The 14,364-nt window shown below is 39.7% G+C and carries 6 protein-coding genes; all 6 read right to left on the bottom strand.

Annotation, left to right across the window (positions count from 1 at the left end; all coding sequences use genetic code 11):
• Positions 1 to 17: 17 nt before the first annotated feature.
• Entirely contained in the window at positions 18 to 1,397 is a 1,380-nt protein-coding gene (locus tag OLM58_RS01455) for a sulfatase (RefSeq protein WP_264530916.1), read from the bottom strand.
• Between the two features lie 311 nt (positions 1,398 to 1,708).
• On the bottom strand, positions 1,709 to 2,674 hold the full coding sequence (locus tag OLM58_RS01450; RefSeq protein ID WP_264530915.1) for an ROK family protein: 966 nt from the start codon (positions 2,672 to 2,674) through the stop codon (positions 1,709 to 1,711).
• 188 nt (positions 2,675 to 2,862) lie between these two features.
• Positions 2,863 to 4,749, bottom strand: coding sequence for a RagB/SusD family nutrient uptake outer membrane protein (locus tag OLM58_RS01445; RefSeq protein ID WP_264530914.1), 1,887 nt, complete (start codon positions 4,747 to 4,749; stop codon positions 2,863 to 2,865).
• A gap of 16 nt (positions 4,750 to 4,765) precedes the next feature.
• The gene (locus tag OLM58_RS01440; protein ID WP_264530913.1) at positions 4,766 to 7,918 is read right to left on the bottom strand and encodes a SusC/RagA family TonB-linked outer membrane protein; all 3,153 of its coding nucleotides are present in this window, start codon (positions 7,916 to 7,918) and stop codon (positions 4,766 to 4,768) included.
• Between the two features lie 1,386 nt (positions 7,919 to 9,304).
• Positions 9,305 to 11,287: a heparin-sulfate lyase HepC gene (gene hepC, locus OLM58_RS01435; protein ID WP_264530912.1), complete on the bottom strand. Its 1,983-nt coding sequence runs from the start codon at positions 11,285 to 11,287 to the stop codon at positions 9,305 to 9,307.
• 45 nt (positions 11,288 to 11,332) lie between these two features.
• Positions 11,333 to 14,104, bottom strand: a complete 2,772-nt coding sequence (locus OLM58_RS01430; protein WP_264530911.1) for a polysaccharide lyase family 8 super-sandwich domain-containing protein — start codon at positions 14,102 to 14,104, stop codon at positions 11,333 to 11,335.
• Positions 14,105 to 14,364: the final 260 nt, after the last annotated feature.

Raw genomic sequence — 14,364 nt, 5'->3', positions numbered from 1 at the left:
TTTTTCTTTAGACCTATTTATAACCCGGATTGAAAAGGGTCTCCGTTCTTTTTGCACCATTCTTTTAAATAACGACGCAGGGCAATTAGTTCTTTTTTATAGGCCTTGTTTACTGCCAGATTGGTGATTTCTCCCGGATCTGTCGTCAGATTGAAAAGCTGTTCTTTTAAATCGCCTTTGTTGTAAACGATGTATTTGAGATTTTGAGTAATTACAGCACGTCCGCTAATGTTTAAGAGTTCTTCGTTATCGGCAAAATCGGTTTCGATAACCAGAGTATCCCGCAGGATTTGGGTTGGATTGGCTATATTTTTACTGATGTCAATTCCTTTCAAATAGGCAGGTTTGGGTACTCCGGTAAAGCCACAGATGGTTGGAATAATGTCGGTACCATTACAAACCAGCAGCTCATCGGTGCGGGGTTTCCATTCGCCTATTTTTGAAATGATAAAAGGTATTTTAGCAGATTCTTCATAAAGTATTTGTTTTTGATTCCAGCTATGTCCTGCATAGCCGTCACCATGATCGGCCGTAAAAACGATAATGGTATTTTTTTCGATGTTGTATTTTTTCAAAGAGGCAAGTACCATTTCGATGTAACCGTCTACTTTTTCAACTAAGCGGTTGTAGGCCCAGCGGTATTGACGCCATTGATCTGCAGTCCAGTTTACAGAAGGGTAGGTTCTGAAACTTACTTTTTGCTGATCACGGACAATTTTAGGTTCGTACTCGGGAATTTTCCAATTGGCGGGCAATTGCGGACACTGATCGACCGGTGGTGCTTTTTCTAATACATCCATTTTCAGATCTTCATCACGAGCCCATTCGCAAATGTCATGCGGATTTAAAAAAGAGGCGACCAAAAGAAAAGGAGTGTTTTTATTTTCTTTAATGAAGCGCGCACAAAAGGAAGGTGTCGCTGCATCGTTGTAATCCTGAAAACTGGTGTTTTCGATGTACTCAAAACCGTGCTGGCTTTTTTTGGTAGTAGGAACCGGAAGATGCCATTTGCCTACATAGCCGGTTTTGTATCCTCCGTTTTGGAAAATTTTCCCCATCATTAGTAAATCGTCAGGCCATTGACCGTCTTTTTCGGGAGCATTGCCTACGAAGCCAGTTTCAAAAGGCATTTTTCCACTCATGAGGGCGGTGCGTGACGGAGTACATAAAGGCTGAGCACAATAGGCTTTGGTAAAACGGATTCCATTTTGCGCGAGCTTGTCCATTGCAGGAGTCTGAAGATCCTTGTTTCCTGCAATACTCATCGCATCGGCAGTTTGCTGATCGGTCATGATGATCAGGATGTTTGGACGTGCAGTGGTTTGGGCATTGCCGGATAAAGGAATAGCCCCTATGCCCAACAAACAAACAAATTCTATGACTTTCTGTAATATCATATCGGCCTGATTTTTATAGATTACGTTTTGCCTTTTAAATTCTTAAATGCAAAAACGAAGTTAGCTATCAGGCTTTAATTTGGGTTTTGAATTTGTTCAAAATGCTATTAATTTTAGTTAAAACCTTTAATAATGGGCAATTAGTGAGGTGATTCTTAAAAATAACGACTTTAGAGCGACAGAGTGTTTTTGTTTCATTTGTTCTGTGCGGATTTGCTCGCAGAGACGCAAAGGCGCAAAGTTTTTTATGCAGTGCGTTTAGACAATCTACTAAGATCTTTGCGGCTTTGCGCCTTCGTGAGTATATTCTTTTATGTTGTGCTGTATTTCAGATTTTTAAATTTCTGAAAAGCATTAGCACAGGCGCCCAATAATCCCGCTCTGTTGCCCAGATCGGCTGCAACTATACGGGTGTGTGCAAAGGCAATCGGGATGGCAAAGGTTTTGACTCTGTGGGTTAATTCGTCAATATAAAACTGACCTGCTTCGCTAATACCTCCTCCAATGATTACTTTTTGCGGACTGAAGATGTTGACAAAATTGACAATTCCGGCAGCCAGGTAATCAAAATGATGTTCCATGGTTTTTATCGCATGATTTTCTCCGGCAAGGTATTTTTCGATGATGGTTTTGCCGTCAATATTTTCATCTGCGGCAGGATTTTGAGATTGATAGTACTTGATTAAAGCGGTTACAGAAGCGTAGGTTTCCAGACAGCCTCGTCCACCGCAATTACAGGCGATACCATTTTGCTGAATTACTGTATGGCCCAGTTCGCCACCACGATTTTTGAAACCGCTGTACAAGCCTTTATTAATCATAATGGCACCGCCTATTCCGGTACCAATGGTTAGAAAAACAGCATCGGTACTGTCTTTGGCAGCCCCGTAAATCAATTCGGCAAGTCCCATTAAGTTAGCATCGTTATCAATTACAACAGAATGTCCGGTTAAGTCATTTAGAATTTTTCCTAAGGGTAATTGTTCGAAACCGGGTAAGTTAACGCCTCCACCAATGATAATGTCATTTTCAATCAGACCCGGAAAACCAATTCCGATTCCCACAATGGGTTCGTTTAACTGGTCGGTACATTGTGTGATCGCATCGACCATTAAGCTGATGATTTCTTTCTCGGTTCGGGCTTCTTTTAAGGATACTATGAACGAAAATAAAATTTCTCCCAGTTCATTCACAACGCCACATTTCAGTGAAGTACCGCCAATGTCTATTCCAATTGCGTACGATTTAGATAGTTGTGTGTCATTTTTGGTAACCATATTGTTCTTTATTTTTAGTAGTTTTCTTTTCTGTTACAAACAATTAATGCAGAACAAAGTCCTGCATTAACGGTTATAAACTTATTCATTTCTAAATAATGTTGCATCATTTATTTTTAATAATTTGAGTTTTTCAAAATAAACGTCTTTATTTAGTGGGTTGTGCATGATTTTTAAATACTATTTGTCTAATACTTTGGATTCTGACGTGTGATGTTTTTGTTCACATCTGTTTCATTTTGTGGATAAGGGTATAATTCATGTTTTCCGGCTACAAAATTGGTAATTGCCGGGAAGAAATAAGTCGATCGGATTTGTTTGACCGCGGCACTTGTTTCGATCAATTTATCCCCTAAGATTCCCCATCGGATCAAATCGGCTCTTCGCATTCCTTCGCCCGAAAGTTCCCACGCTCTCTCTTGTTGAACGGCTTTTAGGAAATTGTCTTTGCTTAGACCTGTTGCTAAGCTCATTTCGGTTGTAGTTGGTTTAGCTAATAATCTTGCGGTTGCGGTTGCTCCGGTACCTTTTCCGTCTGTAGTAGTAATGGTTACGTTAGGAACAGAGGTATAACCATCGCCGGAACGTAACATCCCTATGGTATTGATTCCTCCTGAAGAAAGATTGATTACTGCCGCTGCCGCATCGGTTCCGCCACCGCCTGTGATTTGTATTAAAACATTGGCTGCATTGGTATATCCGGAACCTTTTGTTTTTAAGTCAACCGCAATTCGACTTCCCTGTATGTCGGCACCAAAGGCTCTTTTACGAACCTGATTGATAGCATCATAAGCAATGGTATTTGGACCTTCGTTTAGTTCGTTTTCTACCTCAGCACGCATCAAAAGCAAATCAGAATAACGCATGATTACCCAATTGATGTGGGTGTATACTCTTTCTGCGGTTGCGTTGGTCTGATATTCTCTGCTCCATTTACCAACGGTCCATCTTTCATCCTGATTGGTGGTTAAAAGCGGAAGTTTGTTCCCCAGATTGTTGATGGAGTAGGTGGCAATGGAAAAATCTCGACGCTGATCGGCAGCATTAAAACTATTGTAAAATGGTTTTGGTACTAAACATCTCGAAATATTGGATGGATAGAAACCGGCTGCTGTTGCCGGACCGTTGAAGTTACCTACCCAGGAGGCATTTCCTAAGTTTCCTGACGGATTATAAAAAGCAACCTGAAAAATATTCTCGGTAGGTTCCAGTACATGCTGACACTGATTTTTAAAAATTTTGGCGTAGGATGGGTTTAGTTTATACGGATTCTGCGCCATAACATCATTGATCTGCTGCTGAGCCAGTTTGTAATAGTCTTTGTAGTTTGAAGGACGTTTCATTGTTCCATCTGCATTTAAAGAATATCCTCCGGCAAATAATGCTACTCTGGCCAGCATGGCTTTGGCTCCCCATTTGTTGATGCGCTCGTCTGTAGGCAGCTGTTCCGGAAGGAGAAGTGAGGCCTCGGTCATGTCTTTGATGATCTGGCTATAAATTTCCTGACGGTCTACAAGAGCTCCTCTTAGATTGTCTCCGGATTGGGAACTTTTCGTTTTAAACGGAACATCTCCCCATAAACGTACGAGTTCGGAATAATAGAAACCACGAAGAAATTTCGCTTCACCCAGGTATCTGTTTAGCTGCTCTTTTTGGGTTGCGTTGCCGTTTGAAAAAAGATCCATTTGAGGAATTCTTTCGATCACTACATTGGCTCTGTCAATTCCTTCATACAATTTACTCCAAGCGGTGTAGAATGTATTGGTTTGAGAAATTCCCTGATAGTGTGCTATCGTTCTCCAGTCATCGGCACCAATTCCACTCATTTGTTCGATATCGGTATCGGCATCAAAAATCAACGAAATGTTCCAGCCATAACTGTCCAGTGACGACATGGTTTCGTAAACTCCAAGAGTAGCCATGTTGGCTTCGTTCGTATTCGAGAAAAAGTTGGCAGTGGTAAAGTAAGAGTAGGGGGTAACTTCCAGTTCTTTGTCGCAGGAATTAAGCGGTAATAAGAGGCAGGCAATACCGGCTGCTATAAGTGTTTTGCGGGAAAATATATTGTTTTTCATCTTTGTAAACTTTAAATTATAGCGAAATATTTAATCCTGTGATAAACGATTTACTTCTAGGGTAAGCACTAAAATCGACCCCTCGGGTAATGGCATTATTGAGTACGCTTACTTCGGGATCATAACCTGAATATTTGGTAAATACATAAAGATTGTAGGCGGTAAAATAAATTCTCAAACTAGAGATTTTAGATTTTTTAAGCCATTCTTTTGGCAAGGTGTACCCCAGACTAATATTGTTGATTCTTAAAAACGAACCGTCCTCAATAATATCGCTGTACAAACGTCCCGTAGTGTTTCCGTTAAAAGCAGGATTGGTTTTACCTTCGTTAAGCGCAGCCAGTTCGGTAGGATCGGTTACACGCTGTCCCGCTGCATTAATAGTAGTCCATCTGTCAGCATAAATCGCCAGTGTGTTTAAGTTGTCCAGATTCAGTCTTGAATTGTTTAATACGTTGGCATTATAAATATCGTTTCCTACCGTAAAATCAAGGAATACGCTCAAATCAATTCCTTTGTAACTAAAGGTGTTGTTCAGACCTCCTGTATATTTAGGATTGGCATCTCCGATGGCAGTTCGGTCCAGATCATTAATTACGCCATCCGGGGTGCCATTAGGGCCGCTGATGTCTTTGAATTTAATAAAACCCGGCTGTGCTACGATATTATCACTTACCACACCTGGTTTTAGGGTGTACGCACTGGTTGTTGCATTATAATCGAAATCATTTACCTGATACAAACCGTCTCTCACGTAACCGTACATGACGCCTACCGGTTTTCCAACCTGTAAAATGTAGTCGTTTCTATCCGTATAACTGTTGGTAATAAGTGAATTTTCACCTTCGCTCAGACTTAACACTTTGGTTTTATTAAAAGCAATATTGAAGGTGGTACTCCAATTAAAACTATTGGTTTTTACGTTTATCGTATTCAAAGTAAATTCGATACCGCGATTAGAAGTGGCTCCAATATTCTGAAATTGTTTTTTGAAACCTGAACTTGCCGGTACACGGGTGTTGTACAGTAAATCCTTAGATCTGTTTTCGTATAGCTCGGTAGTAAGCGCTATTCTTTGCTTGAAAAAACCGATGTCAAAACCAATGTTGGCCGATTTCGTAGCTTCCCATTTTAAGTAAGGATTAGGAAGATTGTTTTGAAATGCCGTAATATTCATCTGATTGTTCAGAGGATAAGATCCTGAATTAAAGATCCCCAAAGCAGCATAATTGGCAATTCGGTTATTTCCGGCTTCCCCATAACTCAAACGAAGTTTTAGATCAGAGAAGACAGGCAATTTCTCCATGAAAGGCTCTTCGATGATTCTCCAGGCTGCAGAAACAGAAGGGAAGTATCCCCATTGATTTTCTGTCCCGAATTTAGAAGATCCGTCAGCTCTTAAAGTGGCAGACAGTAAATATCTGTTTTTGAACGAATAGTTGGCTCTTCCAAAAAAAGATAATATTTTGTCGTCTTCAGCATAAGTAACCGGAATTCCGGCAATGGTACCCAGTTGTAATTTGTCCCAACCCAGATTAACCTCAGGAAAAGCGGTAGCTGAAGTAGTAATTCCTTCGGCATAATTGTAAATGTACTCTTGTCCGATAGAGGCATCAAACTTGTGTTTTTTGTTAAAAGTTTTACTGTACGTCAGAACGTTGTTGTAATTTAATCGGGTACTAATATTGTGCGTCACTCCGCCATTGGCACCACCACTTCTGATGGCTTGGATACCTCTGGAATCATTAAAATATTTGCTTTTCATGCTGTTGTCTGTATAACTTACCAATCCGCGATAGATTAAACTTGGAGTGATATTGTATTGCAGCTGTAAACTCATATTGATGGCTCTGGTAATGGCTTCTCTTTTCTGACTGTCAATGGTAATCAGCGGACTCTGAAATGTTGGAGAATCCTGATTGTCTAACGGATCTACGGTTAAAGTTTTAAGGTCTTCGTCAGATCCTGTTTTTCCAATAGTAGGTCGGTACTGCAATACGTTTTGCAGCATGCTCAAACGCGCATTTCCTCCATCATTTGTCGATAATCCGGTTATTTTTTGGTTGGAGTAGTTGACAATTGCGGTAACCGTAAACTTTTTGCTGATCGAATTGGTTACGTTTAGTTTTGCGATATTTTTTACCGAAGCACTTCCCAGCATAATTCCCTGATCGTTATTCACCGAGTAAAAAGCGTTGTATTTGGTATCATTTTCACCACCGCTGATGCTTAGTTTGTGGTATTGACTTTCCACGGCATTTCCAAAAATCTCATCCTGCCAGTTGATGCCCGGCCTGTCTTTGTAAAGGCCTTCAAGCTGATCATAAGTACCAAATGCACCTACAAACTTCTGCATTCTGGCATCGTCCGTCGCAGCCTCATATAGTAATTGGGTGTATTGGTAAGGATTCATTACCGGAAGGGTTTTGGCAATAGTTTTTATTCCGGCATACGTGTCATAACTTAAAGTGAGTTTTCCCCCCTTTGCTTTTTTGGTGGTTACTAACACCACTCCGTTAGCGCCCTGTGCACCATAGATAGAAGTTGAAGAGGCATCTTTTAAAACGTCTACAGATTCAATATCCATAGGATCTAAAAAGCTTAATCCTCCGGTTTGGGCTACGCCGTCGACAACATACAGAGGTTCGTTGCTTTGCGTAATCGAAGTTCCACCTCTGATCCTAAGAGAAGGTTCAGATCCGGGCGTACCGTCAGACATGGTCACCTGCATACCGGCAATACGACCTTGTAATGCCTGTGCCACATTTTGGACCGGAATTTTGGACAATTCCTGTCCTTTAACAGAAGAAATAGCTCCCGTAAGGTCTTTTCTCGCTTTGGTTCCGTAGCCTACTACAACTACCTCATCAAGATTGTTCGCGTCGTCGAGTAGTTTAATATTGATAAGCGTTCTGTTTTTTACAGCTTCTTCTTTAGATTTAGTTCCTATGAACGAAAAGACTAAGATCGCATTTGGTTTTACCTTAATTTGATAATCGCCATCCATGGCAGTAACAGTGGCATTTTTGGTTCCTTTTTCAGAAACAGTTGCTCCGGGCATAGGCATGTTCTGAGCATCGGTTACCACCCCTTTTACGGTAATAATATCCTGCCCGTACATTACTTTGCAGGTGGCAAACAGCAAAAATAAAAATAGAGTCCTTTTCATAATTTTTTTTTGACCGGAATAAGAGTAACCTTATTTCCTAAATTGATGTTATATAAGTTGATATCAGATCTTGCCAGATGAATTCATCATCACTCTTTTGCCTTATTGTTCTTATGACTTTTGAGCGAGCTCGACCGAAATTCCGAATTACTGTTGTAATAAGTTTGGGATCAATTGCTGTTGCATACTCTTGTTTGACAAATCGCCTTCTTTATTTTAGGAGCGAAAATTATAACAATTTATTAACTCCTTAAATTCGCAGCGGGATTTTCCGCCTGACAATTAAAAATAGATTCTGTAGTTTCTGGTTCATTTTTTTGGAATTGGTCATGTTTTTTTGATTTAATAAAAACAAATATATAAATCGACTATAGAGGACAGTTTTGAAAATGTCCAAATTACTATTGATTTTGATGAATGGAGTTTTTAAAACCCTTGTTATTACTGGTATAATCAGGTTTTTAGAACGTTTGTTCGATTCTGTTTTTGGTGTAAAAGCACTGTTTTTACTACATTGTTCCGTGATCATTTGTGTTGGGCAAAAGTTAAATTAAAGGCAATAACAGATTAACGAAAACGATGTAATTTTTACAGAATATAGGAGGGAAGTAAAGTAGTTTGCTTTCTCTTTTTCAGATAAAACTGATAAAAGTATTGCGAACATTTATTTTTTGAATAGGAATTGGACGATAGATTCATCGTTATTTAGAAATTGATGGGGAATTTAATCGGAAGCTTTATTTGTTTGTGAAATAGATGCCGCTCCGCTGGAGCTTTACCTGTCGTGCGATTATAAAATTGTTATAAATATTTTACTTCTGTGGAACTGTTTTTTTCTGGTTAGATTAATGGAGGTGCGTTTAAAATAAAGTCCCAGAGGGATTTCATACTTATAAAAAAAACAATGTCTTATAGGTTAGAACCCCAGCGGGCTGGTAATTTTTATATGTGCCATTCCTACGGAATTCAAATGTTGTGTTCCTTTTACATTCAACGGATTAAAATCCATTGCTACAATATGAGTCGTTCCTCCGGAACTATTGAAAAAGAGCCTTAGGCTCGGTCTATTTTGTAGGGATGGATTTTAATTCATTTAAAAATAATTTCGCACCGAATATTTGAATTCCGTAGGAATGGCACATATTATCCGGTAATCATGGTGTCAAAACATAAAGCCCCGGAAGGCTTCATATTTATAGAAAACAGTACCCCCAACGCTAGAACCCCATCGGGGTGGCAGATTATGACGGATGAAATAGGAATGAAAAAACTGATAAAAAATTGGGGAAGAAGGAATTATCCGGTAATTAGTAGGTCCAAAAAAAAAAGCGCCTAAAATTTAGACGCCTTTATAATACATAATATTTTGAAAGAAACTAGAAAATCTTAATCATTCAGATTTGTTTTTACCTCACTTTTTTTACCATCAATTTGTAAACTCATATCAATAATTCCTTTTTCGAAATTATTAACCTTATTCATCTTAATACTGATCTCCGGAGCTTTAGTTCCATCATATGGATAAACTACCGTAATAAAACTTTGTGTTGCAGCAGTGGTTTTTGCTTTTTCAAAAACAAAAGCCGGGCGTGCAATTTCTTTGGCGTACTGATAGGAAACTTTGCCTTCTTCTTCGTTTAGTGTTACTTTGTCGGTATTTAAGGATTGTATCAAAAGATTGTTACCGTCTTCGTAAGTGGTCGTAACACTATTGTTCGTTTTATTGAAAACGGGTTTGCTGTCTTCTTTTAATTGAAAATGAACGCCTAAGTTTCCGCTAGCTTTTCCAATCGCTTTATCAAGAATCAAAAAGTACTTCTGATCTATAAAAAGAATGGTGCGTTGGTGGTTTAAGTCAGTATAACTTGGATTGGTATAGGTTAATTGATCTAAGTTTTTAGAGGTACTCCATTTGTTCTCTTTGGCTTTGGTAATGACCATGTTTTGATTGTCGAGTGTTAACGTACTGTGTACTTTGGTTTGGCGGAACCAGTTTCTCATTTTAGTTACCTCAGCATCTCCGCTGTAAATATAACAGCCCGTGTCCGGTGTAAAATTGCGTCCTTTTACCCAAAGTTCAAAAGTACCATTATCCGGCTGCGCATGAAATTCAGCAGAAGGCCCCGCTTTAACAATCATCACAGTCGATTGATCGTTCCATCCGTTTCTAAAAGTATAAAAACCTCCGTCTGATAAAGCTTGGGATTTATAGTTGGGTAATTGTCCTTCGGCACCAGCCGTACCTAAATATTTCAAAAGCCCGTTTTCGGGAAACATTTTTGACCAGCTTAGAAATTGCTTTATTCTGCCGTTTTTATCAAAGATCCAGGAATCGCCAAACATAGGAGTACTGTAATCAGGAAAGGAGATATTGGCCGTTGCAACCATCATTTTTTCGATTGTTTTGCTGTAGGTTTCGGGAAATTCCTTTTCGACTCCGGCCATTTTAGCCGATTTATACGCTTTTAAAAAGATATCAATACAGGCAACATGATAGATGGGTGAAAGTTCCCATTGCACTCCATCAGGAAGAACTTGTAATTTGATTTCACGATTGAGTATTTCAATTCCGCTTTTGCGCCATTCTTCTGCTGCTTTGAGTTCCGGAAAAGAAGCTCCTGCTCCCAAAACGCGCTGTGCTTCAAATAATAAATGATTGCCTTCTTTGCTGTAATTTTTAGGAATATAGGCCGTCTGCTTTGAAAAACTGTTTAGGAATTCCATCAGAAAAGCGGGCGTGAAATTCGGTGAAACTACAAACAGGTTGAAGGTTCCGGGAAGACTTTGTATGCGCTCTGATACTTCTAATGGACGCCAGGCAATCTGATCGTTTTCTTTCGAACGCCCTAAAACGTTTTTTCTCTCCCAATCACGAAACTGGGAAACCCATTCTTTGGCATATTTTTCATCGCCGCTGCTTCTGTAGGCCATTCCCATAGGTTGCCACCAGGTTACACGATGCAGCTGCCAACGTACTTCATTGTCTTTTACAGGCCAATAATCCCAGTTAATATCGGTTCCGTAATCAAAATAGCCATAACCTTTGTGAGGCTGAAACTGATGCAACAAAGCATTATCGGCCTTTAACTGATTGGCTTTTCCAATATCTTTCCCTCTAAATCGGGCTTCATCGCCCACATTAAAATCAGGATTTTTGATATTTTTTCGCTCGCGGTAATACGTAAGCAAGGCTCTTGCAGCTTCATCGTATTTGCCAGAATTGTACAGCTGATTTACTTTTTCCAAACCGGGATAATGAAGGTTGACAACATCAAAACTTTCTTTTGTCAGTTGTTTTTCCTGTGCATGAGTAAAATAAGCGGTGGTAAATAGCAGTAATAAGGTTATTGTTTTTTTAAGGTTTTTCATTAGTATTTAGTTATTGTTTTTTTAATTCCAAATTCAGTTAATCGTTTATTGTTTTATTAATTTGACGGTTTTCTTTTGTTTGCCCTGACGTATTTCGGCAAAGTATATTCCGGGAGTCCAGTCACTGCCCAGAAAGATGGTTTGCCCGTAATCTGATTTTAGGATGTTGACACGTTTTCCTAAAGTGTCGAACACATTTACAAAAATAGTCTGTCCGGGCTCAGCTGTAACATTGATTTTAAAATCAGATTGTGAAGGGTTGGGAGCAACAATTACGGTTAAATCTTTAGAAGCGTGCTCCGCCGGATCAGGAATAGCCAATGCGGATGATTTCACGAGTTCGGTTTGAATTGTAAGTCCGTTAATGGTATTGAAGGTCACTTCTGTATTAGCACCATTGATAGTGGTGGTTATATTGGAAGTTGGTGCGGCCAATTCCCACTGACCTGCCAACGTTAGTTTTACCGGATCTGCTTGTGCCACTCTGTTTAAAATTGAGTTTTGACTGCTAATCTGACTCCAGGTATAAGTTTCATTGGGAGCCAACAACCCTAAGTTTGGATTGGTCAGACTGACTTTTAATCGGTTTCCGTTGTCTGTTTTTTGAGTCATCACAGCGGCCGGTTTGTTTACACTCACCACTACATCATAAGTAAATATAGTATTTGGAGTAAAAATAACATAACCAAATAGGGCATCCGGCAGGTATTGTACAATGTGTGCCTGACTGTTTTGATGGTAGATTTTAAAGTAAGAAGTAAAATTAGCTGCCAGTTGTTGTGTAGCGGTCTGTCCGCCCTGTAGTACGACCGCATATTGAAATTTGGCGGATACTGGTGCGCTACCATGATTGATAAAAGCAGTAGTAAAATTACCGCTCGTATTGGTCGTATTACTGTTATTTCGGGAGTTTTGCTCGAGTCGGTTAACAGTTATGGCATCGGTATTGCTCGAATTGGCAGGAACAACGTAGCCATTGCCTAAGGCATCTGTCGCCCAGAAGGCTCCCGTTTGGGTAAGTGTATAAGTATTGCCTGTAGTAGCTGTACCATTAACATAAGTGGCTGTTGTCGTATTGGCGAGCGCAGTTTGAAACAGAGTGGTATGAATAGGGTAGGTTCCGTTTGTATCTCTGATATTAGAACCCAGACAAAGAATCATATTTTTAAAGAAAAAATTAGATTTTAGGGCCGTCATTCCGGTAGCCGAATTATAATCTTTATAATCCATACCAAAAACACCGTTGTTGTCTAAAGAACCTACTGCCAGAAACGATTTTCCGTTCATTTCCCTCATAGTGCCTGTTTCAAGTACGTTTAACGGAAGGTAGGCAACCGTTGTTCCGGGAAGATGCGACCAATCCCAGCCATTTTCAGAATAACCGTTTGAAGCTCGGGTCACAGGAGCACCGGTGGTCAGTAAATCCATAGCGCCTGCAGAGGTGTATCTGCCAAAAACATTTTCTGAGGCCGAATCCTCAAAATGCCAGATGTGTTTATTGGTTCCTTTGATGCTTGCCTGAAAGCCATTGTATTTGTGAACGCTCAATCCGGCAAAGGGAAAATTAAATTGCCCGTCGGTTATTTCCGGAAGAGGGCTAAGTCCCGAGTTTAAAGTCTGCAGTATGTCAATAACACCGCCTGGTGTATAGACCAATGTGATCGATAGGGCATTTTGTCTCAGTAAATTAGTATTAGCGGTTGCAGAAAGGTTCCAAAGGCGGACAAATTCTCTCCCTGCTTCCAGATTGGCTACAGGATCGGTTACATATAAAAATGCCAGTGCAGGTCGTAAGTCGTTAAGCGCATCAGTGTTGGTGAAGAATCTTCCGGCGAGCCCTAAAGGCATTTCAAAACCTTTACTGAATTTGCTGTAGTTTAAAATGGCATTTTTTAAGTTGCTTTGTGCTTCGGCATTTAATTCATAGGAGGTGTTTTTGAGCATCATATTCATAATCGAAGACTGATGCAGCGCTTCTACTCCGTACGAGTTGGAATAAGCACCTCTGTGATGATAGGTAATAAAATCAGGCTTAATACAATCGTTCCAGCCATTGCTTATTTGGAGTGCATTGTCAATAAAACGTTTCAGAAAATCCATATCGGTGACTTTTGTAGTTGAAGCATCGTCCTGAGCCAGTACATAACAAAATCGCTGCTGAATGGAAGAACGGATAACGTCAGAATTGAAACCGGGATTGGTGAAGTTGAAATTAGGGTAATCCGGAGAAATAAAAGCGGTTAAAGTTTTAAGCGCTCCTAAATGATGTGTAAATTCTCCGACGGCGACCAGTTCGTCTTTCATTAAAAAAACGGCAGTAGCATATCCTGACGAGCGTAGACAAACACCATGGTGACTGGTGATAACTTCTTCGGTTTCGGGCACAGAGACATAACCAAAATTAGCAGTGTTGCTAATGCCTTTTGCTTTCATATAGTTGAAAAGTGCCAAAATAGAATCGCGCAATGTTGTGCTGTGATAATCGGGATTAGGACTTGTGGCTGACCCTTTTAACTGGTACAAAAAGACTAAGCGTATTAGTTTTTGTTCAACCAAAACCTGATACGCAGTCTGGTCGGCACTGACGGTAAAATTCCATGCTGGACCCGGATTAGCAAAGTCATATGCTGAAAGGTTTTTGGCGGCTATACCATTAGTAAGGTAACGACTGTATCTTTCTTTGACTTCTGTTTTAGAATAATCGAGATTCTCCCCTGTGAGCCAGTTTCGATATTTGACGGCAATCTCGTTTACAACACTCAACTGAGCGTACGAAAAGTTAAAAACTAAGGCTATTAGCCCGACGGATAAAAGCATTTTTTTGTGCATAAGAGTGGTTATTAATAGATTAGTGGTTAGTAATTTATTGTATTCTTAGCAACTAACCCGCAAAACTTCCAACGGTTAGAATCGGAGGTTTTGCGGGTTCATAATGAAGTTGATTTGGTCAGGAAGTTACTTTGAAAAAATATCAGTGGAAATATTTGTTGGGAAATTACTGATTATTTTGTAAGTTTTTTCTTTTTTTTTAATTTTATCCAGAAGAACTTCATGTTTTGTTTTTTTTCGCAGACAGG

Source organism: Flavobacterium sp. N502540 (assembly GCF_025947365.1).
Classification (GTDB): domain Bacteria; phylum Bacteroidota; class Bacteroidia; order Flavobacteriales; family Flavobacteriaceae; genus Flavobacterium.
The sequence above is the reverse complement of the archived record's forward strand: the minus strand, read 5'-3'. Positions and strand labels throughout refer to the sequence as shown.